We start from the raw sequence: 23,673 nt of genomic DNA, 5'->3' as shown, positions 1-23,673 counted from the left end.
AGCAGAAAGCGCTTTTACCACTGCTTGAGCAACGTTTAATTTGCATCAAAATTAATGCTTCTACGAAAAAAAATGATAATGAAAAAACAAATTTTAATCTTATTTCTTGCCTTTAAGGTCCATGCGCAGAAAGAATTTACATTGCAGCAATGTATTGATTATACATTAAAGAATCATCCTTCTCTTTTTGTGCAGCAAAATAATGTTGCCATAGCAAAAGCAAAATCATGGCAGAGCCTTTCGGAATATCTTCCCCAGGTATCTGGTTCTGCCACTATACTCAATAACATTCAGCTCCAGACCAATGTGCTGCCTGCTGGAATCCTGGGCCCGGATCCATCAGAAATTACTTTTGGCACCAAGTATAATACCAACACAGCTGTAGATGTAAAGCAGATCATTTATGACCAATCTAAAATAACCGGGATCAAAGCCGCCAAGCCCTATGCTGAGATAAGTGTTCTGCAACAGAAACAAAATCAGGAATTATTGATTTATAATACCGGAACAGCTTACTACCAGGTATTAATATACAGAGAAAAACTGCACATACTCAAATCCAACCAGCAGAAATATGAACAGATGGTTAAAGTACTTCGATATCAATACGAGAAAGGAACAGTACTGGAAAAAGATGTTGACAGAGTACAGGTAAACCTCAATACGACAACCTATCAGATCCAAGATTCGCAAACCAAAGAAATACTGGCTCTGAACATACTGAAAAATGCCATGGGTATGGATGCAGAAGAGAATTTTGATATAGTTCCTACCGTTAACTATGAGCTTCTGGCCGCGGGAAATTTTGATGAAAATCTAGTATTGGATAATCTGACCGAAACCGCGATATGCGAACAGTCACTGGAACTTCAGAAATACAGCCTGAAGACCAAACAAGCCTCTTTTATTCCCACTTTATCAGCAGTGGGGCGTTTTGGACAGCAGGCGCTGAATAATGATTTTTCCAACAGTTTTAACAATTGGAGCGCTTTCTCTTATGTAGGTCTTTCGCTTAATGTACCAATTTTCAGCGGTTTTAAACGAAAAAGCGAAGTTCAGGAAGAAAAGTTAAAACTTAAAAATGAAGAGCTGAATTTTAAAATCAATAAACAAAACTTGGAATTACGTTTTGACAATGCAAAAACAGCGATGGGCACTGCATACAGCTCTTACATGAGCAGTAAGGATAATATGGTGCTGGCAAAAAAATTACTGGATGTCACCGATTATCAATACCAGAGAGGGGTTACAAATCTCACAGACTACCTTAATGACGATCTGGCATATAAGGAATCACAGAGTAATTACATCAATAGTTTATACAATCTTATGATCAGCCAGATGGATTACCAAAAATCAAAAGGATCGCTTCTAAGCTTTATGAGCCAGATCCGTTAAACTTTAAATACAATTTATTACAGAAAATTAAATCTACAACGTATGAAAAATCCAAATCAAAAAAAAAGGAATTTGATTATACTGGCATCGTTCTGCTTAGTGGTAATTTTACCTATAATTATTGTCCTTGCAGGCAACAAAAAGAAAATCAATGAGTCCGCCAGACCCGTGGACAGGACAGATATCCCTGTGGCCGTATCAGTTATGACTGCAAAGATCTCCCCTTTGAAAACCAATGATCAATATCCCGCAACAATTGAGCCTTTGGACCAGGTCATGCTGTATGCACAAAACAGCGGTATGATCGCCCTGTTGGATTTATATCTAGGCAAGGAGTTAAAGAAGGGACAGGTTATCGGGAGGCTTGATACACGCATACTGCAAATAAATTTAAAAAATGCACAGATAGAAAGAAACCTTGCAGCAATTAACAAGACCAAAAAACTTGACGATTACAACCGAGCCAGAGATCTCTTTGAAAACAATGCCGGACTTCAGGTAAATATGCTTACTGCTAAAAATGAATTCGATAACGCTGTAAATAAACTTGAAAATTCAGAAATACAGATACGGCTGATCCAGCAGCAGATCCGAAACTCCATAATCATTTCGCCTCTGAGCGGCGCGGTCTCCGCCCATATGATTAAACAGGGGGAGTTTGTCAGCCCCGGCAGCCCTATTGCAACTATAAGCAATACGGCAGCAGTTAAAGTTACCGTTTTTGTAGATCAGCAGATGAGCTATAAATTAAAAACCGGAGAATCAGCTATAATTACCTCGCCCTTGTTCGGAGAAGAAACCTTCAAGGGAAAAATTAATTATATCAGCTCAGTGTCTGACAGCAATCACAATTATCAAATAGATCTACTTATCTCAGAGAAAAAAGGCATTCTGCTTAAAGGAGGTACAGATGTCCAAGTTTCATTTAACACTGTTTCTAAAAAAGAAGCCTTGCAGATTCCTAAATCTTCACTTATCAATGACAGCAAAGACCCCTATGTATTTATTGAAAGTAATGGAAAAGCCGTCACTAAAATAATTAAAACGGGAATTATACAAAACGACCTTGTTGAAGTACTTTCAGGTTTAAACGAGGGTGACAGAGTTATTACCACCGGCCAGATTAATTTACGAGCGGGCAGTACTATAAACATTATAAAATAATATCAGCAATGACATTAACAGAACTATCCATAAAACGTCCCCTGCTTATAATTACCGCCTTTACAGCGCTTATACTCTTTGGGATTTTAGGTTACACCAGCCTGAATTACAATCTACTGCCTACCTTTGAAACAGGTAATATCAGTATTAGAACTGTGCTTCCCGGGGCATCCCCTGAGGAAATCCAAAATAAAATTTCCAAACCAATTGAAGAAGCAGTAAGTACGGTAGAAGGAATTGACAGGGTAACCTCAAGCTCGCTTCAAAATGTATCTTCGATTCAGGTTGCCCTGAAATCTGGGGTTTCAGATGTCCAGGCGCAGCAGGACATTGAAAGAGCTATCAATCAAATAAAATCTACACTGCCCGATAACATTGATGACCCTGTGGTCAACCGTCTGAGCACCGATAATTTTGCCATATTGAATATCTCTGCAACAGGGAACATCTCTTCAAAGGACCTCTATCTTTTAATTGACAAGGACATAAAGCCAAAGCTGAGCAGTGTAAAGGGTGTAGGTCAGATCAATATCATAGGTGGACAGCCAAGAGAAATAAAAATTCTGCTGGATAACAGTAAACTCCAAATGTATGGCCTATCTGCAAAACAAGTTTTTCAGACTGTTGCTGCCAACAGTATTTCCATACCCGGAGGAAACATATCGGGTGAAAAAGAGAATTTATCCATTACCATCAACGGCGACTATAAGCAGGTAAGTCCATTATCGGAGATTGTGCTCAAGGACAATGGTTCGGGAAGCCGTGTATTACTGTCTGATGTAGCGACAGTTAGCGATGCGCAGCAGAAAATAACTACGCTGAACCGTATGAATAATAAACCAGGAGTCGGCATACAGATATTCAAAACCAATGATGCCAATGCCGTAGATGTAAGCCAGCAGGTAAAAGACAAGCTCAATGAGCTAAAAAAAACTTATAAAGCACAAGGATTTAATTATGAGATTGCTTCAGATCAGTCCATATATACGCTCAGTTCGGCAGATGCAGTGATGCATGACCTGTTTATGGCCGTGATCATTGTTGGTCTGGTCATGCTGCTGTTTCTGCACAGTCTGCGAAGTTCCTTCTTTGTAATGGTCGCTATACCCTCAGCGATGATCCCTACATTTATTGTCATGTACGCTATGGGATTTTCATTAAATCTTATGACCCTCTTAGCACTTTCATTAGTGATTGGAATCCTGGTGGATGACAGTATAGTGGTTTTGGAAAATATCTTCCGGCATATGGAAATGGGCAAGAAAAAAGAACAAGCAGCACTTGACGGCCGTAATGAAATTGGATTTACAGCTCTGGCCATTACACTTGTAGACGTAGTGGTGTTCCTGCCAATGGCTTTTGCAGGAGGTCTTATCGGAGGAATACTACGAGAATTTGCTGTTGTGGTGGTGGTTTCCACACTAATGAGTTTATTGGTAGCCTTCACTTTAACACCGCTGATGGCGTCACGCTTTGCCCGACTCGAACATCTGACAAAGCAGACATTATGGGGACGCATAATCCTTGGTTTTGAGAATCTGCTTGAAAATGTTAAAAACACCTATGGTGAGCTTCTGAAATGGGTGCTGCAAAACAAACGTTATCTATTTATACTGGTTATATTATTAATTGCCGGTTCCGTTTCTCTTGTTCCTTCAGGATTTATAGGATCATCTTTTGCGGGGGACAGCGACCGTGGCGAACTGGCCATACAATTGGAAACAGCTGCAGATACCCCGATTCGCCAGACTAACCTCCTTGTAAAGCAGGCCGAGCAGCTGATGCTGAAACACCCAGAGGTCAAAAATGTTTATACGCTGGTCGGAACCCAGACAGGAGCAAAAGGGGACGGCGAAAACCTTGCGGAACTTTCAGTAACGCTCATTGATAAAACTAAACGTGATTATACAGCGGATCAATTTGGAGTCACGGCCAGAAATGAAATTGAGAAGATACCAGGACTTCAGGTAACCGTAATTCCAACAAGCATCACAGGAGGTGTAAATGCACCGATCCAGGTTGTTGTAAAAGGAACCGATATTGACAGTCTTTACAGCGCGGCGGCAAAAATTAAACAAGTTGTAATGCAGACAGCTGGGACTGATTACGTGCGTTACAGCACCAAAGGAACTGTAAAACAGATTAAAATAACTCCGCAGAGAGATCGCATAGCTAAACTGGGACTTACTCTTCCTGACGTGGCCCAGAGCATCCAGCTGGCCTTTAACGGAAATGACGATACAGAATTCATGCAGGGAGATGATATCTATAAAATAAATTTAGAAATCAGCCAGACCGACAAGCAGGATATCGAAGCGATCAGAAATCTTTCTCTAAACGGCAGTAAGGGGCAGTTAATAAAACTCTGGCAGGTTGCTGATGTAGAAGAAGTACTGGGACAGTCGATCCTGCAGAGAAGTGACAGACAAAATTCTATAACAATAACTTCCGCAGCCGTTGGACGTCCTTCGGGAACCATTGTACAGGATATTCAGGCAGCTGTGGATAAGGCTGGCTATCCTGCCGGTATCGAAGTAGATTTTCAAGGGGACTCCAAAAATCAAAAAGATGCCTTTATGAGTTTAGGTATTGCATTGATCATAGCCATACTTCTTGTATATATGGTAATGGTAAGTCTTTATGAAAGTCTGGTCTATCCTTTTGTGGTTATTTTTTCGGTGCCTGTAGCCCTGATTGGAGCGCTGCTTGCCATAGCCCTGACAATGAACCAGCTGACCATTTTTACTATTATAGGAATAATTATGCTGTTGGGACTTGTAACCAAAAATGGCATTCTTATCGTGGACTTTGCCAATCATCTTAAAGAGAAAGGCTTCAGCGCCAAAGAGGCCTTAATAGAGGCAGGGAAAGAAAGGCTTCGTCCAATTATTATGACAACTTTCGCAATGATATTAGGAATGCTTCCCTTGGCACTTTCTCAAAGTCCAGGTTCTGAATTTAAAAACGGGATGGCATGGGTTCTGATCGGGGGACTTACAAGTTCTTTTTTACTCACGCTGTTTCTTGTTCCTGCTGTATATATGATTGTAGAAAAATTGATGGTGCGGTTCAAATCAAATTCAAAACATCCCGATAGGAATTTCTAATAAACAATGAGTTTGCAGCATGCTGTTATACAGCTGTGAAATATATTAATAATAAATAACAATATGACAAAGTCAATAAAACAAATAGTATCGATAAGTCTGTTACTGCTCTGTTTTCAGAGCAGGGCACAAGACCTAAAACTTGCAGGATTAGAATACTTAAGTTATCCCAAAGTGAAATTCAAAGATGATGCCGGCGGAAATAAAGCCGCTTTCAGCGAAGCAGGTGCCTTTGTAAGTTTTCCTAAAATGCTCCAGGACAAGAAAACTATTTTAGTTAACGGGCTTCAGTACGGAATTGTAGAAACTGCCATTTACAATGATGCCCTATCTTCAAAAAACGAGATGACATTTCATAAAATGAGTTATTCCTTTACCTACATTTACCGGTTTAATGAAAAATGGACATTCATAGGCCGCCTCTCTCCAACACTGGCTAGTGATTTTAAAGATAAACTTTCCTGGCATGATTTTATTGTTCAGGGAAATGCCATGGTTACCAAGAAATTTAACGATAATGTAATTGGAGGGGCAGGATTAATATATACAATGCGGTTTGGAAAACCGCTGCTGTTTCCAAGTATTCAGTACCAATACAAAAAAGACAGGCATGCATTGAATATCTATCTGCCGATATTTGCCAATTACGTTTACCAGACCGGCCCGGAGAACAAAATCGGGCTTGGTTTCAGGGCAGCAGTAAACGGGGCGAACTTTAATGCAAGCTCAAAAAGTTTTTCAAGTGATACTGAAATGGACCGGTTCAATTATGCACGAGCCAACATAGGCCCATTTGTTAATTACCAGCTTACAAAAACTTTACTGATTGAAGCTTCGGGAGGAATCAGCACCATGCGTATGTATCAGTTTGAAGATCTGGCCGGAAGCAAACACAAATTCGATTCTGAATCAGGAGGCTTCTTTAATATAGGAATTATACTGCTGCCTCCGAGTCCCAAAAAACAGCTCACTCCCGAAGCTCAGGAGTAACTGCTTTAAGAAGTTTTAAACTTTTTATCAGCAGAATAATATCAGTGGTCTCTTAATACAAACACTTTATAGTATTAAAAACACAAACCACTGATATTTTCTTAAAATATTAATGCGTAAAAATTTAAGTTTTAAACAACTAATGTTCACCGCTAAAACTGCATAAATTGATGTAATTGAATATACAATAATTAATAGAGCTTACAAAAAATTGAATAATGCGAAATGAAACATGAATATTTTTTTTACTAAATACAGGTTAACTTATTTTCTTTTTTGCATGATATCGTACTCTTGTTCCAATAACTCACAATATCATTCCTGTGCTTATAATAGTGCTTTATATTACGGTCAAGACTGTACTGAAATGCCGCACGTAAACTTTACCAATTTAATACAAAAATCCAGCAATCTGTCTTTTTTATTCAACTCGGAAGAACTCAAAAAATCAGCTTCGAAATATTCATGCCCCACAGGTTATTTTAGTTTATTTACTGGAGCCAACAGTATCACTGCCATTAACGATAATGGATCTGTATTATCTGTAAACAGTCTTTCTCTCAATACAAATGAAAATATGAGCCTTTTTGCTTTGGAAGATTCATCCAAAAAAATATTTTTCTTAGGATTCAAGGACACCTGGGCCGCACCTCCCAGAGGAAAATCTCTGATCCGATTTATAAATCTTTCAAGTGACAGCCAGATAATAACTCTTCAAGGAAATGGACTAAAAGTAAACAAAGAGTTAGCGTATAAACAGGCAACCGCTTTTATCGAGGTTGAAAATGGATACTACTGGATAAAATATCGTCAGAGCAGATTATCCAAAAATGCGCATTATAAAACTCAGATGAAGCTGGAATCCGGCGGTATATATACCATATGTTCTACTGGCTTAACACGGGCGGCCCAAAAAGAAAACACTTTTTGCGCCTCCATTATTCAAAACTATTGACAAGTTGTGATTCATTTTAAAAGAAACTTATACCAATGCTTAAATCACCCATCCGCTTAAATTATTTATTAAAGCCTAACATTAAGATTTTACACAGTTGTGAAATTAAATCGAATTTGCTCTTTTTGCTGATTTTTTGTATCAGTATTTCACCTTTGTCAGCTCAGACGGTACATCAATATAATAATCCCGGCACAGTCTGTTACAGCGAAACAGTTTTTGAGAAGAAAGCAAAAAACCCAAAAGGAGTAATAGTAGTTGAAGTATCTGTAGCAGATATTAAATTTCATGCTTTAAATAACAGGTATATATCCTCCGGCCTTTTTAGTGACTATAATTTTTTATACATCCGCGTTATTGAAAAGCAGAATAACTTCCCTCTTAATTGTTATGAGCAGATTATAAATGTAAACTCTTTTGTAAACCGTATTGAAAAATCTTCATATTATTTAATTAGCGAAGAAAATGGTTTTTCTCAAAATGATGTGAATTCGAACCCGCAGAAATATGAATTTAAAATTATTGCAGCGAAAGACCTGGAAATTCAGCAAATAAAAGACGAGATTAAAAAAAAAACAACCACCACCAACTATTTTATGCCTATTGTTTACACCACACAGGAAGTAGATGCCGTAAAAATGGCTAACTATAAAAAAAACTTTGACATAGGATTTAATTATAATCCTTTTTTTCTTACCGGAACTAAACTGGGAATTGACAAAACAGCAATAGGTTTACTTGGGATTTCATTAAAAAAAAACACAGGCCATACTACTGCCCTGGTTTTAAATTTAAATTATTCGATCGCCAATAAGACCAAAACTAAAGAAAAACTCCAGACCGTCAGCAGGGATACCATAAATGCACATGCTCTTTTCGGCGCCGATCTTACTTTTAGAAAATATTATAATAATGAAGAGCCTCTGAGATACTTTTCTTCAGCAGGACTGGGTTTTTATTCCCTGATAAATGTTAAATTAAGAAGAAAGCAGACTTCTGTGTCAAAAAAAAACAGCGAAAACCAATACATCACACTGCTTTATGATTTTGGGCTGGAATACAGACTTTCTCCCAGCTTAAAAGTAAATGCTGCACTTCCTTTAAAGTACTATATCAACAATGGAGGCTCAGGAAGTCTTAACACTTTTGGATTCGGTGTTAATATGGGATTTTCATACACCCTGAATCCAGCAAACCTTGCAAAAAGAAAATAACCTTCAGAAACATTCACATGGATTATAAAAATCATTTATCAAAATCAGTGCTGGATTTTCAAAAAAACATTTTCTCGCTGGCTACTTGTACTTGGCATTGTAATACAGGGGGAGTTTTAAGATTATTATCTCTATTTTTCTTTTTTCTATACTGTAATGGGGTAAATGCACAAAACGATTCAGTCGAAAAAAAAAAGGCAACTGCTATTTTTTTAAGCCAGCCGAATTTCAGTATGCACAAGGATAATTATTTTATTACAGGTACTTCTTTCAGAGATGGTCCATCAATTAACAATTCAGATGTTAAATTCCAGATAAGTTTTAAATATCGAATAAATCAGAAACCATTATTTGATAACGTATACTCCTATCTCACCTACACCCAGAAATCTTTTTGGGATGTCTATCAGAAATCAAGTCCATTCGGCGATATAAACTTTAATCCCGGCCTTGGCTTTATAAGACCCTACATGAATAAAAAAGGACGATTAGGATATTATTCTTTAATGCTTGAGCATGAGTCAAATGGCAAAGACAGCATCTCTTCAAGAAGCTGGAATTTTATTTCGTTTAACTGGGGTGCAGAAGTAAGTCCAAAATTAATTATTGATGCAAAACTAACCATTCCCTACGGCTCGTTATCAGATAATCCCAAACTGTCTAAATACATTGGATACGGAGATCTTGCTTTCACTTATATTTTCATTCCTCAAAAACTTTACGCAAAGGTAATAGTAAAAAAGGGAGCTGACTGCGACTGGAGAGGATCAGTTGAAACACAGCTGTTTTACAAAGCAATTCCGACTTCAAATCTGTATATGATGGTTCAGGCTTTTCATGGGTATGGTGAAAACTTACTGCAGTATAATCAACAGGCCAGTATGATTAGATTTGGATTTGTGCTCAAACCAAATTTCATGAATTTCTTTTGAATACAGGCCGTTTATAAACTGAAAATATTAAAAATAAAGGTTTATGGGCGCAATATGTCTAAAAGAAACACCAGCTGTCCGCTTCAATATTAAATATGCCTGCTTAAAACAGATTGTCTTTTCACAAAATATTTAATTTGCCTTTTTTTGCTTTGTATCAAAGCTCTCAGTAACAAAATCATTTAAGTTTTTAAACCAGTAAATCATACTGGTTCATTGTTCAAAAAACTGTAATAATAAAGACATCTAAATGCAGATAGACAGCCTTAATCTATTATCAAAGAATATTAATATTAATAAAAATCGCTATCATGAAAATTAAAAATTCACTAATCGCTCTATTACTAAATTTATCAGCAGTCCTGACAGTTCATGCCCAGCACCGGGCAGCAGCAAAAATTACAGTTACTAAAACAATTCCTAACAGCAGAGTAAGTGTTTATAATGGAGTAAATTACCATTATGCTGATGGAATTTATTACCGTCCTTACCAAGGAGGCTATACAATTGTTAGACCGCCTGTAGGGATTCATGTAAATGTTTTACCACCTGGTTTTGCAACTCTTATTCTCGCAGGGACATCCTACTATTATTTGAATGACGTATATTACATCCAGATTCAGCCAAATATTTATAAGGTAGTTGAAAAACCTGATGAGAAGATAATATGCCTTGAATATTCCGAATTTATTTCACAACTCCCGCAAGGCGCCGAATCAATTTCAATAAACGGTAAAAATTATTACCGCGTTAACGACATCTACTACGAAAAGATTACTTCTGAGAATGGAGAAATCAGCTATAAAACAGCAGGTAAAAAGACAAAATAACTCAGGTGGACCTGACATATTTTATGCCGCAAAAAGTTAATTTTTTTCTCCTATTAATAGGAAGACATTTACTTTTTGCGGCAAAAATGCTGCAACGATGTTTTTTTGAAAACTAGAATTCGGCTTTGGTAAGTTTGGGCTGACTTGCAGCTTATTATAAAAAACAACCCTGCGAAATATTCCGATTGAATCTTGATATTTTTTTATCTGCTGCAATTAAAAAAATCAATGCCTTCAAAGCTAAAGTTCAAATCGATGCACGATTCCCGAAGAAACTTATTCAGTAAAATGAAAAATGTACCTAATAAATCTTATTTTTTTATCTACTGTAAGTTTAATCTACTTTAAAATGGATTATACGAAATTCCGAACTTGACATATCCCTGGGGATCTTCTTTATGTCTGTACATTTAATTAGAAGTTCGCTCCCCTCTCTGCGTAAGTCTTACATTTACGACATTATTAATTCCTGCTTTAAACATACCGATCAATCTCGGCGCAAAATGATATTCATAAGTAATACCGGATTTTAATTCCAGCTGGTTGAGTTCATAAACACCTCTCATCTCCGGGTTGTCAAGATTGATATAAAAATTTTCTGAATTAAGCTCTGTTCCCATCCCCAGACGTCCATTCTCCGAAAGTTGTCTTCTAAAAAGTATACGCTGGGGAAGTATGAAGTCAAAATCCCATTTGGAGTTCTCAAATTTATGATTATAACTGAAGGTCGGCGTCATAGGAATTATAGAGGAAGGATCCAGCAATACCAGCACTCCCCCTGTCATCGCTGTCATCGTTATCATCGTTGTCATCGTTGTACCTGCATTTCTTTTTAAAACCATACTGGTCCCCACAAAACCTTTAAAACGCTGGACTTTCTTTATCCGCATCTACTGTTGCCGTTGCATTATAAATTACTGTTTTATTAAAAAGTTTTGAGATATAAGTAGCACTCACTGATGTCGCAAAATAATGGTATTCCTCATTACCTCTATGATATACTGAATTAGTATTGTATCTGTACTGGCCAAATCCATATGATTCATATTTGTAACGCAGCGATCCGGTAAGGGCTATTTTTTTAGATTCTGAAGTAAAAAAAGGCATATTTAAAGCTGCTTTAAATCTATTATGGCTTTCTATTTTTCCATCTTCAAAACGATTCCCCAAGAGTTTTGAACTAAAATACGTTGGCCCTAGCTGTTCATACTGAACATCAAAAATTCTCGTACTTGGAAATTTTTCTGTAACAAATCCTCCGAGCTTTTTAATCGGAGCCGGTTTATCCTGAGCAGCAGTTTTTAAGGAATACAAAAATATGAACAAGATGACTTATATTCTCATAATGGGCTTATATTTAACTTTACTTAGTATGAATAATTTAAATGCAAATTTACTGGAAATCACACATTAAATAAAGCGTAATTACACTAATGCCGTATCGTTTATACTAATGGCGTTCACATAAAAACACACTTAGAAGAAGTGCTGCAAATCATGAAAGATTATCCAACTAAAAAAAAACAGCAGCTGCTGAAATGCCTGCTGCTGTTAAATTATTACATTGAAATTCATTTTTTAAAAGTTAACCTTATCGGGATCGAGTCCTGAACTTCCGATGTCCTTCATTTTATCGATTGTCTGCATATCTGCTTTATCAATTTCAAATCCCCATACCTCAAAGTTTTCAATTATACGATTAGGTGTAATTGATTTTGGAAGCGGTATTACCTCATTCTGCAATGCCCATCGAATGCAGAGCTGGGCTACAGTCTTGTTGTATTTGGTGGCAATATTCTGCAGACTTTGGTTTTCAAGAAGCCTGCCCGTGCCAAGAGGACTCCATCCCTCGACAATTATATCATTTATTCTGCAGAAATCCACTGTTTGCTGCTGTCTGAAACCTGGATGATACTCAATTTGATTAACCATTGGTTTTATTTCTGCCGCATCAATCAAAGGCTGGAGATGGTGAGGCAGAAAATTACTTACTCCTATTGATTTTACCAGACCCTCAGAGCATAATTCTTCAAGGGCACGCCAGGTATACAGATTTAGCTCCTGCCAGTTCCTAAACTGATGACCTGCTGCAGGCCAATGGATTAAGTACAGATCCAGATAATCCAGCTGAAGGTCCTGAAGTGTTTTACGAAATGCCTTCTTTGTTTTTTCATAGCCACGCTCAGTATTCCAAACCTTACTGGCGACAAAAAGACTTTCCCTATCCACACTGCTTTGCTTTAGCGCTCTGCCAATAGCTGTTTCATTACCATATACAGCCGCGGTATCAATATGACGATAGCCCGCTTCGATCGCTTTGGCGACCCCCAGAACAGTAGTCTGGTCGTTGGGGAAACACCGCTAAGCCATAACCTTTTGCTGCTGACCTGCACGGAAGTTTTATACCGGGCGCATTTCAGAGGCATGCAGGTTTCATCCACGAAACTCTACAACATAATTCTGCGGAAAAAAAAGGGCTCATGGCATATCCATATCATGCAGATTATAAAACAGCTCTAATTACTAAAAAAAATAATAAAAAATAATAAAAAATGAAAAAAATCCTCCTGCTGTCAGCCATTCTTCTGCACGCTGCGGCAAATTCACAGATTCATGCAGGCGCAAAAGCCGGGGCCGGCCTGAACAAAATAAACGGAACAACATTCCAGGACAAATTTGAACTCGGCTATCATTTGGGAGGTTTTATATACGCTGAAATTTCCGATTTTGCAGGAATTCAGGCAGAAGTACTCTTTAACCAGACCAACACATCGGTACAGGACCGTTATTCAGATGTTATAGACAACGCATTCAAGGGAAGCAAAACATTAAACTACGTAAGCGTGCCGTTGCTGCTGCGATTAAACAGCGAGGGTTTTATAACATTTACTGCAGGTCCACAGTTCAGCTTCCTGGCCGATTCCGATAAATCCATAACAGAGAACGGCAGGAAATTATTTAAGAAAACTGATTTCTCGGTATTAGGCGGTGCTGAGATAAATCTTCGCCCGCTTACTATCTACGCGAGATACATTTGGGGTTTTTCTGATATAAGTGAATTTGGCGGCAGATCAAACAGCAGCCAGATTCAGATTGGTGCAGCCCTTCGCTTATTTTAGGCTTTACCAAAACCTTACAGGCTGTCTTTTCAATAATTAATAATAACTTTACGCCCCCGCAGCACTTTTAATGCCATTTAACATTAAATATAAACCGGCTGCTTGAAAACATATAAAAATGAGATGCATAATCATAGACGACGAACCCCTTGCCCGTGAAGGGCTGAGGCTGCTTATAGGGAGGAACGGAAGGCTGCAGCTTTTAAACTCATTCAGCAGTACGGCACAGGCTGCGGCTTTTCTGGAAGAACATGATACAGACCTAATATTTCTTGATATTGAAATGCCTGATGACAACGGACTTGAATTTGCAAAAACTCTGGATACTAAAATACAGATCATATTCACTACTTCCTATCCCCAATATGCCGCTGAAAGCTATGAGACAGAAGCTGTCGATTATCTGCTGAAACCTTTTACGCCTGAAAGATTTGAGAAAGCAGTGCAGAAAGCCGTGCATCAGCTGAGTCTGGTCCAGACCTATAAAAATACTTTTGAAAGCAGCAATGATACTTTCATAATTATAAAAGCGGAAAGAAGATTTCATAAAATCTTCTTCAGTGATATCCTCTATGTGGAAGGCTTGAAAGATTATGTGGTTATCCATACCGAAGACAGCAAATTTGTAACGGCGATGAACATAAAATCCATGCACCTTAAACTCCCAGCACAGAAATTCTTAAGGGTCAGCAAATCCTATGTTGTCAATGCAGAGATGATCGCCTCTTTTGACAGAACTACAATTTTCATGAAAAATATAGAGATTCCCGTAGGAAGGACCTACCAGACCGAGTTTCATAAATACTTTTTGGGGGAGTAAAAACAGAAAATACAAACAGATGCATAACAGGAGCTATGAAAAATGAACCTAAAAACAATACACAAAAAAACATTCACTCCGCTGACCGATTATTCACAGGCCTGACTTCTAAAAAGTATAGAATCCACCGTCATGCCGTAGGTATTATATTTCTGCTTGTATTGGGACTTACGGGAAAAAAATGGGGCGAATATTCCAGTTTTTTCGATCATTTGGACTGGATTTTCGGACTTCTTTTTACAGTATCGCTGTTCTACATCAATATGTATAAACTGACACCACTTTTTATATATAAGGGAAAAGCAGCGCTTTATCTTTTTTCTCTTGCAGCACTAATTGCACTAATATCTCTTGCTGTAGTCTGTTTTCATTCTTTTGTTCTGGATCCCCACAGAATTAAACCTGCTGCAGAAAAATTTGAATGGTTTACGGTCATGGTAGTGATAAGCATTGTATTTGGCCCGTTTCTGCTTCTTTCCAGCGCGCTGAAGCTTCTTCAAAGATGGATCAGCGACATTCAAACCATTAAAGAATTAGAAGACCGTGCCGTACAGAGTGAACTTGCGGCGCTGCGGAACCAGATACATCCTCATTTTCTATTCAACATGCTTAACAATATAAATGTCCTGACGGCAACCGAACCTGAAAAAGCTTCCGGAATTATAATCAAATTGAGCAGCTTCCTGCGCCATCTAATATATGAAACTGACCGAAGCGACCAGATTTTCCTTTCTTCAGAAATAAAATTTATTGAAGACTACCTGGAGCTTGAAAAAATCAGAAGAGATGACTTTACCCACACCCTAAGCTACAATGAGAGAGAAATCAGAGGGATAAAAGTTCCTGCTAATATTTTAATCATTCTGGTTGAAAATGCCATTAAGCACAGTGCCGATTCCGAAGCAAAATCATTTGTAACTATAACCATTGCCGTGAGGGACAATTATTTCTATTTTACAGAAACAAATTCGGTGCCGCAGGTCAAAAAAATGAAACGAAATAACGCCAGCGGCGCCGGCCTTTCCAACATTACAAGAAGACTGCAGCTTTTATATTCGGACACCGGATATGAACTAAGCTTTGGACCTCAGGACAACCACTATCGTACTTATTTAAAACTGCCCATTTAATTTTCCTTCAGCTTTGCGAGCCAAAACTCAAGATCCTTTCTCCATCTGCTGTCAGTGTTATCTTCTGCCGTTTTATTGTATACATGAAGTTCAACAGCGGCATTAGAAGAACTGATATTACCATAGAGTTTTATGCTCTGACTGGTTTCATCAAAAGGTGTATCTGAAATCGAGGCAATGAAAAATGAAGTAGAAGATGAAAATTTTCTTTTATCATCCGAAAAGCCGTTCAACCTTATGAGAAAGTCAGGCCATGCCGACTTGGATTTACTTTTATATAACTCCAGCCCCAGCGCCGCACCGGTTGAAAATCCCATCAGACCTATTTTATCAGGCCTAACGCCGAAGTCTTCCGAACATTCCCTGAGGTATTTAAGTGCCTGGCCTGCGTCTGAAGCGGCTTTGAGAAAAACCGAATCGGCAAGCACTCTTTTATAATCCGATTTTAATGAAAAATTTTTAATAAGATCCTGTACAGGACTGCCTGTCTGACTCTTCTTAAGCAGATGTCTGAATAAAAAAACGGAAATCCCCTGCTTATTGAGCCACTCTGCAACTTTAACTCCCTGCACCTCTGAAAACAGCACATACATCCCTCCTCCATGTATTAATAGTACTGCGGTTCCATTTGGCTTCTCAGGCTTATAGAATTCTAAAGAAGAAACAACTATATTATTCTCGACAATGCTTCCATCTTCAAGCTTTAACACATTAGATATTATCTCGCCGCTTGAAAAATGGCCATTCCAAAATTCATGTTCAATTCGCAGCTGGCAATGGCCTGCAAAATGAATAAAAAAAATAAATGCATAATATTGAATCCTCATCTTCACCTTTGTTATAGTTTCACAAAAGTATTATGGGAACAAACATCATTTGTGCGAATTATACCAATGACCGCCAATACTATACCAACTACAGATTATTTACTCAATTTTTCTAAGCAAACATAAACTGGATTAAAAAACTAAGCTTTCCTACTATAGAAGACAGGCAGGCTCTCATTTTAGAGAACTTGTATATACAAAGATTTTCTGGAGAATCAGAAAAGAATATTATAATAAATAGATTGAAATCTAGTTTTTATCTACTTACCAAATCATTTTGCATTTACAAAGAATTCCCATGAATCATAAATAAAATTTTTGAAATAGATTGAAATCATCACAACTCTAATTACTCAAAAACCCCCATATTAATGTTCTAACATACCTTCAAAATACATCAATTGACAAATAGATGTCGAATTTAGATTTTTAAAGCTCTAGAAATTCCATATAATTTTTGTAAATTTAAGTTGTTTTTAACCTATATTTGTTCAAGGAAATTGGTTAAAATTTCGAGGTACACTTTTTTTTCTGTGCCAACTCTTAAATAGCATCTAAAGCCTAGTATTTACTAGGGTTTTAATAAAACAGGGAGAAACCTCTTTCTCCGCCAGATAAAAAAAAAGCCTTTAAATCTAACTATTTAAAGGCTTTTTACTTTTGAACATTATACTAAACTTATTTCCAAACTCCGGAATGAGCTTTACGCTCAATATCTTTTGCAAATAACGGTGTTTCTTCCTGATTATGTAAAGATACATTCTCAGACATACCAGCTTTAATTGGACTCAAATCGGTAATACCTGCTGATCGAAGCATTGAAGAAAATTCATCAGTCATTAAAACTTTAACCAAATTTGTAAACTGACAACTGTTTGGGGTCAATTTTTCTACTTTTAGTTCCCATATTACTCCCAGCTTTGTTCGGCCTGAATCTGAAAAAGAATCCGATATAGAGTTTAATCTACAATGGTCTCTCTTTCCTATTTCTTCTATATAATTTTGAACTAAAAGATTACCCGCTACCTGCTCGACATTTATAGACATTCGTTTACCATCTGCCGAAATTGAACTTCCTGCCGCAATATGCCCCGTTGAACATGCTTGATATTCATGACTCTTTAAAGTAAAAACCCATTCCGTCAAATCAATTGATTCTATTGATGCGTTAATTACAGCCGTGGCACTGCTTTCAGATATGATTTCCATTACTTCACAATTTTGGTGTATTTATAAATTCCTCAGTGCTTAATATTGCGTGTCCATAATTAGGAAAAGTAACCTCAACAGTAACCCTGATTTCTTCCCAATTAAATGCCGCAATTCCATCTTTAATCAACGTTACATGATATCCCAATTCTACACCATATCGTGCAGTAGAATCAATACAAGTGTTTGCTCTCATTCCTGCCACTAAAATACGATCGATATTATGTGCTCGCAGCAAAAAATCAAGATCAGTATTAGCAAATCCACTCGCAGTCCAGTGATTCTGAGCAATTAAATCTCCGGGTTCAGGCAAAAGTTCAGGGTGAAATTCTGCTCCCCAGCTATTTTTCTCAAAAAGAACTGTGTTTTTGCTTCCCTGATGCGAAGGTGATAAAAATTTCCAATTTAGATAATCTTCTTTTGTCGTATGATGATGCGGTGCATACACTATTTGTATTTTTCGCTCTCGTGCTCCTTTAATTAATTTTTTAAGATTTTCTACCAACAAAATACCTTCTACAGTTTCTTTTGTAACAGAATATAATTTTCCGCCTTCTGAGAGAAAATCATTAAAAGGATCAACTAATATCAAAGCTGTTTTTGAATAGGTATTAGCTTCCATGTTTTATTTCATTTACTTAAATACTATAAATCTTCAAAAAAATACAGTGACAAAATCTCTATCCTTTTATGAAATTCAAGATATCCTGATTAATTGTATCAGCATCTGTTGTTGGCATTCCGTGACAAAGTCCAGGATAGGTTATCAATTTTCCGTTTTTTACCAATTTAGCTGCTCTTAAAGCCGTTACATTGTAAGGCACAATTTGATCGTCTTCACCATGAAGAATCAGTAACGGAAAATCAACACTTTTTAAATCTTCGGTAAAATCAGTTTCAGAGAAAGCTTTAATACAGTCATAATGAGCTTTTATGCCACCCATCATTCCCTGACGCCACCAATTGTCCTGAATTCCTTTTTTAATATTTGCTCCTTCTCTGTTATATCCGTAAAATGGAAAGGTAATATCATGATAAAATTGCTGTCTATTATTGGCTGTATTGAAGCGAATGTCGTTAAAAACCTCTATAGGCACGCCATCAGGATTATTTTCATCATGAACCATGTAAGGTGTTACCGCACTAATAAGTATTACTTTAGAAACGCGGTTTTTACCATATTTCGCCGCGTAATGAATAGCTTCACCTCCACCTGTAGAGTGACCAATATGTATCGCATCTTTTAAATCTAAAAATTCGGTAAGTTCTGCCACATCTGCAGCGTATGTATCCATTTCATTGCCTGTGTAAGTTTGTGTAGATCTTCCATGACCTCTTCTATCATGCGCAATTACCCTAAATCCCTGATCTAAAAAAAACAACATCTGCGCATCCCAATCATCTGCTGACAATGGCCATCCGTGGTGAAAAAATATGGGTGTACCAGTTCCCCAATCTTTATAATAAATTTCGGTTCCGTCTTTTACTGTAATCTTACTCATCTTAGTTTTCTTTTTATAAATTAATAATGGTTTTAAATAATTTGATATCAACTGTGATATTTCATCAGCAGATATTTTCCTAAAAAAGCGAATTAAAATGCCTAAAAAATGTCGCTCTTTATTTATTACAGATTACAATTTCTCGTACCAATCAAGAATAAAATCTGCAACTGTTTCCCAACCAGACTCTCCGCATATGAAATGACTTTTGCCCTGAAAAATCTTTAGATCTACACGACCGCTGCCTTCTTTATATTTTCCTGCCAGTTTTGTCGTTAATGATGCCGGAAATATATTATCACTGCCGCCACCAATAAACAAAATTGGTTTATGCGATTTAGCAAAATCGATATTTGAAAAGGAATTCAATACCAGTTCACGACTAACTTTGTAACTTTCCGGCACTGCAATATCATCAAAAGCTTTAGCTCTATCTCTTTGAGGCAGTGTATTAAAAAAACATTTGTCGTACCAGTCGCGACTTCCCATAAAATATTTTGCTGAAGAAAAAAAGCCAAATGCAGGCAATACTGCTTTTAATGTTGTAAAGGGCGGAAACACATTCTTTGGCGGTGCTCCATCAATACTAACTGCCGCTGCCGCTTTATCTAATTCCAAAAGCTTCATTGCCGCCATTCCTGCCATTGAATGTCCAATAATCAAAGGTTTTTCAGGCAGAGAATCTATTAATTGCTTAATATTATTCACCACGTCTATAAATCCGGTTTTGGTAAGAGCTGGATGTACATTTTTTCTCAAATCTGAAGGAGTTCCATCATGACCCGGATTTGCAGGTGTGTATACATTATAACCTCTTTGTTCATACCTTTCTTTCCACTTTAACCAGCTTATATCGTTTACGAAATTACCGTGTATAAGAATAATAGACTTCGAATTTGCCATAACATTAATTTTTAAATTAGTGATAAAACTTATTTTAATTCAACAAACAAAATTTTATTAAAAACTTACTTTACAATTTAATTCAGCTTACTAATTATGAAATTCAGAAAAGTATTTATTTCATTGTAATTTCGTTTTTATAAGAAATCAAATTAGAAATTAGAGAAGAAACAACTATTACACCAAAGATAACAAATTACTGTATTTCAACAATATACAAGTTTTTCAATTACAAAAAACAACTACATTTCGCTAATTATTTGAGCATCTAACGAAATATAAAAGATTTTGCAATTTCAGATGATAACGGTAATTCCTGTGAATGGAATTGGTATATGTATATGTCTAGGTTTGAAGAGGAGAATTAATTGTTTTTTAATTCAAAAGGCTAACTGCGTAAAATTTAAAAGCGCAAAAATCAAAAAGACTTTTGCGCTTATATAGTAAATTTATCATTTTTAAATATATATGAATTTCACTTAAAAAGTAAAACTAGATCTTACGTTTTTTATTTCATCTAATAAGTATCAGAAACTAAAAATCCATATTTTTCTGGTTTACTAGAAATACTATTTTTTAAATCAAAAACTTCACTGGTGACATAATACTTGTTTTCTATTTTTACAATTTTTACTTCTGGAATTAGCTTATTCTTTAAATATTTAGAGCTATCAACAAGATTTTTTTTATGATATAAAAACAAAGTATCTTTATCTTGATAAGGAACAAGTAAATCCTTAAAATATCTTTCAGCAATATAACAAGAGTCTTTAGAAATTTTTATGTAGTGCCCGTAATAATATCCTAGTTCATAAGAATCAAGCGATAATAAATAGTCCCTGAACCATGAATTGTCAATCTTCAAATTTGAAATAGATTCAAAAAAAGCAGTTTGAAGTGATTTAGTTTTTTTTTCGATAAAGTCATGTCTCCATTCTGATTCTTTAATTCGCTTTTTATCAGAATCTACAGAAAAGGATTCAATTTTTTTCCATGAGTTTTCTTTATACTGATATGCATCTGTTTGATATTTTTCTGTATAATTATATGAGCTATCATATTCAGGAGTTGCAATTAAATACTTTTTATCAACTAATAAAACATATATATCAAAAGTCTTTTTCAATTCATCTAAGCTTAATTTATTTACATACGCTTCTAATTCCTCATCATCATCTTTATTGATATATTTTGAGTGCTTTTGAAAAAAAAGAAAATCTTTTGGAATCAAAAATGTAACTAAATTACCAAAATTATTTCCTGCTTTAGGGTCATAAGTTATTCCATCATCATAAGATGTTGTAAAAAAATCACCATAATCTGAAACACCATATATGTATTCATTTATTTTTAAGATTTTATCAAAATTTAGATTGCTTACCTTTGACTTTTTAGCAATCGCATTTTTTTCTATTTTTTCGTCCTTTTTAGAATTACAAGAAATGACTATCAATACAAATATTAGAAATATTATTTTTTTCATATATTCAATTTTGTACGAAAATACAGTTTTTATTTAAATCTCTGACATAGTTAATTTATGATTACTACTATATATAAAAGCGCAAAAGATCAGAAGACTTTTACGCTTTTTATGCTAATTCTTATTTTTAGTGGCTAGAAATTTCCCTAATTAGTTTTAGAAACTAAAAAAATGTTCGATCCTGTACAAATACTTTTTTTTCGAATAAAAAGACTTCAGAAACTTAATATTTTTACACTTATATGTAATCATTAATCTTTATAAGCTCTACCCAATTATTTATAGTGCCTTCTCCTCCTACTCCTTTAATAAAAAATTTCTCCTTTTCTTTTTTTATTAAATAAGTGGGACTCAAATTTACGCAACGATCATCTGTTCCGCTATAATATAATTCTAAAATACCATTTTCTTGTAGGCCTTTATAATTTCCTTCGCATACAAAATCTCCCCTAAAAACCTCTGCTTTTAAAACAATTTCATTTTCTGTAATTGTAAAATAATAAGTTGTATGACCTCCTCCATTCATAGTATATTCTCCGTCTGTTTCAACTTTAAAAGTACCTTGAAATGTATCTGAGATAGGTTTCATGTTTTTAAATTTATGAAACAAAAGCAAATCATTATAAAGTGAAATTCCATTTCCTGCTACCTTTTGAGTCAATATTTTTTTGATAAAAGTCCAATTATTACTTTCATAAATATAAAAGTAAGTATAAGCATTATCTTTTATATCAAATTCTCCAGAACCATCGTCATAATATTTTGAAATTGCTTCTTTAGGCAAAAAATTGGCAACAACATAATAATCATTTGGTTTATTCTTCAAAATATCTTTTATTTTGTTGTTTAATTGTTTTGAATTCTGAAAAGCCTTATCAGTATTTTCATATTGGGAAAAAAATCCAGTTGAATTATTGACATTCCAATAATCCTGAATTAGTTTTGACTTTCCAATATAATTAACACTAAAACCTCCTAAACTTTTATCAAAAAAAGTATATGAAGGAAATGAAGGGTTATTATCTGGAAGAAAATATCCATTCTTTTTATATTTTTCTTCTAAAAAGTTTACGGGAGATACAGGATAATCTATAAATAACTCTCCCGAAGACTTAGTTTTACTTGAATCTATTTTGTAAGGTGTTTCACGAATTTTATTATCTTTAGTTTGATTCTTCGTACAACTTAATATAAGTAATAAAACCAAAAGCATCAATATTTTTTTCATAACATTATTTTGTACGAAAATACACTTTTTTTTCTCAAATCTCTGACATGGCTATTTTATGATTATTACTAAATACAAAAAGCGCAAAAATCATAAGATTTTTGCGCTTTTTTACTGCTAATTATATTGTTTTTTTTTTGAAATATTACTAAACAATATTTTCTTATTTATGACTCATTTTCTGGCAAACATTCTATTTTTTCTTTAGTTAAATCTATTTCAATAATCTTTTCGTTTACTAAATCAAATTTAACAGCTTTTAAAATCTTATCATATTTGCCAGCTGAATTTACTTTATCAATAACTATTGCGAAACACGAATCTCCCGCACTTGTGTTACATGCGTAACTAAATAATTTATGATCTCCTAAGTCAAAAAAAGATTCTTTTTTCTTATATTTTTCTAATTCTAATACCGCAATACATCTATAATTGTTTATATCTATTATTCTAAAAAGGCCAACATAAAATTTTTCATCATATTTTAAGGTCGCAAGAGTAAAATCATCAATCAGTATTACTTCGTTTGGATAATCTTTTGCATTTTGTAACACTTCAGACAATTCGAGTTTTTTTGTTTTAACTGACAAAGTATCAACTAAACATTTTTCAAATTCTTCATTATATACAAAATTTCCTATATTATAATTAGCCGTTAATTGTATGAAATTATAACTATCTCCTTTATAAATATGATTAACTTTAAATAATTCAGTGTTAAATTCGCTTTTAACACCTACATCAGTAGTTACATTTTCAACTTTTTCACTTTTTTTTATCTCATCCTTTTTAGAGTTACAGGAGATGACTATCAATAGAAATGTTAAGAATATTACTTTTTTCATATCAATTTATTTTTAAT

22 protein-coding genes are annotated in these 23,673 nt (G+C 35.4%); 11 read left to right on the top strand and 11 right to left on the bottom strand.

Annotated features, from left to right (window positions below):
* Positions 1 to 78: 78 nt before the first annotated feature.
* The 8 genes from ABDW27_RS17985 (at position 79) to ABDW27_RS17950 (ending at position 10,590) form a co-directional block, all read left to right on the top strand.
* Positions 79 to 1,398 (top strand): TolC family protein, encoded by a 1,320-nt coding sequence (locus tag ABDW27_RS17985; RefSeq protein WP_343697137.1) that lies wholly within the window; start codon positions 79 to 81, stop codon positions 1,396 to 1,398.
* A gap of 42 nt (positions 1,399 to 1,440) precedes the next feature.
* On the top strand, positions 1,441 to 2,562 hold the full coding sequence (locus ABDW27_RS17980) for an efflux RND transporter periplasmic adaptor subunit (RefSeq protein WP_257683704.1): 1,122 nt from the start codon (positions 1,441 to 1,443) through the stop codon (positions 2,560 to 2,562).
* Between the two features lie 8 nt (positions 2,563 to 2,570).
* Positions 2,571 to 5,669: an efflux RND transporter permease subunit gene (locus ABDW27_RS17975; protein ID WP_257683703.1), complete on the top strand. Its 3,099-nt coding sequence runs from the start codon at positions 2,571 to 2,573 to the stop codon at positions 5,667 to 5,669.
* Between the two features lie 63 nt (positions 5,670 to 5,732).
* Positions 5,733 to 6,659, top strand: coding sequence for a DUF6268 family outer membrane beta-barrel protein (locus tag ABDW27_RS17970; protein ID WP_257683702.1), 927 nt, complete (start codon positions 5,733 to 5,735; stop codon positions 6,657 to 6,659).
* Between the two features lie 367 nt (positions 6,660 to 7,026).
* On the top strand, positions 7,027 to 7,614 hold the full coding sequence (locus ABDW27_RS17965) for a DUF4397 domain-containing protein (RefSeq protein WP_257683701.1): 588 nt from the start codon (positions 7,027 to 7,029) through the stop codon (positions 7,612 to 7,614).
* Positions 7,615 to 7,769: 155 nt separating this feature from the next.
* Positions 7,770 to 8,828 carry a hypothetical protein gene (locus ABDW27_RS17960; RefSeq protein WP_343697136.1) on the top strand — a complete coding sequence of 353 codons (1,059 nt, stop codon included), beginning with the start codon at positions 7,770 to 7,772 and terminating at the stop codon, positions 8,826 to 8,828.
* A 17-nt stretch (positions 8,829 to 8,845) separates the two neighbouring features.
* Positions 8,846 to 9,760 (top strand): phospholipase A, encoded by a 915-nt coding sequence (locus ABDW27_RS17955; RefSeq protein WP_257683699.1) that lies wholly within the window; start codon positions 8,846 to 8,848, stop codon positions 9,758 to 9,760.
* Positions 9,761 to 10,071: 311 nt separating this feature from the next.
* Positions 10,072 to 10,590 (top strand): DUF6515 family protein, encoded by a 519-nt coding sequence (locus ABDW27_RS17950; RefSeq protein ID WP_257683698.1) that lies wholly within the window; start codon positions 10,072 to 10,074, stop codon positions 10,588 to 10,590.
* 410 nt (positions 10,591 to 11,000) lie between these two features.
* On the opposite strand, the gene ABDW27_RS17945 is transcribed toward ABDW27_RS17950, so the two are convergent.
* The 3 genes from ABDW27_RS17945 to ABDW27_RS17935 form a co-directional block, all read right to left on the bottom strand.
* Positions 11,001 to 11,327: a hypothetical protein gene (locus ABDW27_RS17945; protein WP_264522492.1), complete on the bottom strand. Its 327-nt coding sequence runs from the start codon at positions 11,325 to 11,327 to the stop codon at positions 11,001 to 11,003.
* 124 nt (positions 11,328 to 11,451) lie between these two features.
* Positions 11,452 to 11,904, bottom strand: coding sequence for a hypothetical protein (locus ABDW27_RS17940; protein ID WP_257683696.1), 453 nt, complete (start codon positions 11,902 to 11,904; stop codon positions 11,452 to 11,454).
* Positions 11,905 to 12,168: 264 nt separating this feature from the next.
* A complete protein-coding gene (locus tag ABDW27_RS17935; protein ID WP_343698142.1) occupies positions 12,169 to 12,921 on the bottom strand; it encodes an aldo/keto reductase in 753 nt (250 codons plus the stop codon).
* 221 nt (positions 12,922 to 13,142) lie between these two features.
* Here ABDW27_RS17935 and ABDW27_RS17930 point away from each other — a divergent pair, with 221 nt between their 5' ends.
* The 3 genes from ABDW27_RS17930 to ABDW27_RS17920 all read left to right on the top strand — a co-directional run bounded on the left by ABDW27_RS17930 (position 13,143) and on the right by ABDW27_RS17920 (position 15,659).
* A complete protein-coding gene (locus tag ABDW27_RS17930; RefSeq protein WP_257683695.1) occupies positions 13,143 to 13,709 on the top strand; it encodes a porin family protein in 567 nt (188 codons plus the stop codon).
* A gap of 118 nt (positions 13,710 to 13,827) precedes the next feature.
* Positions 13,828 to 14,529, top strand: a complete 702-nt coding sequence (locus tag ABDW27_RS17925; protein WP_343697135.1) for a LytTR family DNA-binding domain-containing protein — start codon at positions 13,828 to 13,830, stop codon at positions 14,527 to 14,529.
* A 35-nt stretch (positions 14,530 to 14,564) separates the two neighbouring features.
* Positions 14,565 to 15,659: a histidine kinase gene (locus ABDW27_RS17920; protein ID WP_257683693.1), complete on the top strand. Its 1,095-nt coding sequence runs from the start codon at positions 14,565 to 14,567 to the stop codon at positions 15,657 to 15,659.
* On the opposite strand, the gene ABDW27_RS17915 is transcribed toward ABDW27_RS17920, so the two are convergent.
* The 8 genes from ABDW27_RS17915 to ABDW27_RS17880 all read right to left on the bottom strand — a co-directional run bounded on the left by ABDW27_RS17915 (position 15,656) and on the right by ABDW27_RS17880 (position 23,656).
* Complete coding sequence (locus tag ABDW27_RS17915; RefSeq protein WP_343697134.1) at positions 15,656 to 16,486, bottom strand: hypothetical protein; 831 nt, start codon at positions 16,484 to 16,486, stop codon at positions 15,656 to 15,658. The two genes, ABDW27_RS17920 and ABDW27_RS17915, sit on opposite strands and share 4 nt — an antisense overlap.
* A 678-nt stretch (positions 16,487 to 17,164) precedes the next feature.
* Entirely contained in the window at positions 17,165 to 17,695 is a 531-nt protein-coding gene (locus ABDW27_RS17910) for a hypothetical protein (RefSeq protein ID WP_343697133.1), read from the bottom strand.
* A 4-nt stretch (positions 17,696 to 17,699) separates the two neighbouring features.
* Positions 17,700 to 18,317, bottom strand: coding sequence for an isochorismatase family cysteine hydrolase (locus ABDW27_RS17905; RefSeq protein WP_343697132.1), 618 nt, complete (start codon positions 18,315 to 18,317; stop codon positions 17,700 to 17,702).
* A gap of 58 nt (positions 18,318 to 18,375) precedes the next feature.
* Complete coding sequence (locus ABDW27_RS17900; RefSeq protein WP_343697131.1) at positions 18,376 to 19,197, bottom strand: alpha/beta hydrolase; 822 nt, start codon at positions 19,195 to 19,197, stop codon at positions 18,376 to 18,378.
* Between the two features lie 132 nt (positions 19,198 to 19,329).
* Entirely contained in the window at positions 19,330 to 20,100 is a 771-nt protein-coding gene (locus tag ABDW27_RS17895; protein ID WP_343697130.1) for an alpha/beta hydrolase, read from the bottom strand.
* A 517-nt stretch (positions 20,101 to 20,617) separates the two neighbouring features.
* Positions 20,618 to 21,583: a hypothetical protein gene (locus ABDW27_RS17890; protein WP_343697129.1), complete on the bottom strand. Its 966-nt coding sequence runs from the start codon at positions 21,581 to 21,583 to the stop codon at positions 20,618 to 20,620.
* 238 nt (positions 21,584 to 21,821) lie between these two features.
* Positions 21,822 to 22,811 carry a hypothetical protein gene (locus ABDW27_RS17885; protein WP_343697128.1) on the bottom strand — a complete coding sequence of 330 codons (990 nt, stop codon included), beginning with the start codon at positions 22,809 to 22,811 and terminating at the stop codon, positions 21,822 to 21,824.
* A gap of 167 nt (positions 22,812 to 22,978) precedes the next feature.
* The gene (locus ABDW27_RS17880; protein WP_343697127.1) at positions 22,979 to 23,656 is read right to left on the bottom strand and encodes a hypothetical protein; all 678 of its coding nucleotides are present in this window, start codon (positions 23,654 to 23,656) and stop codon (positions 22,979 to 22,981) included.
* Positions 23,657 to 23,673 lie beyond the last annotated feature (17 nt).

Source organism: Flavobacterium sp., assembly GCF_039595935.1.
Lineage (GTDB): Bacteria > Bacteroidota > Bacteroidia > Flavobacteriales > Flavobacteriaceae > Flavobacterium.
This window is presented reverse-complemented; position numbering and strand designations above follow the sequence as displayed.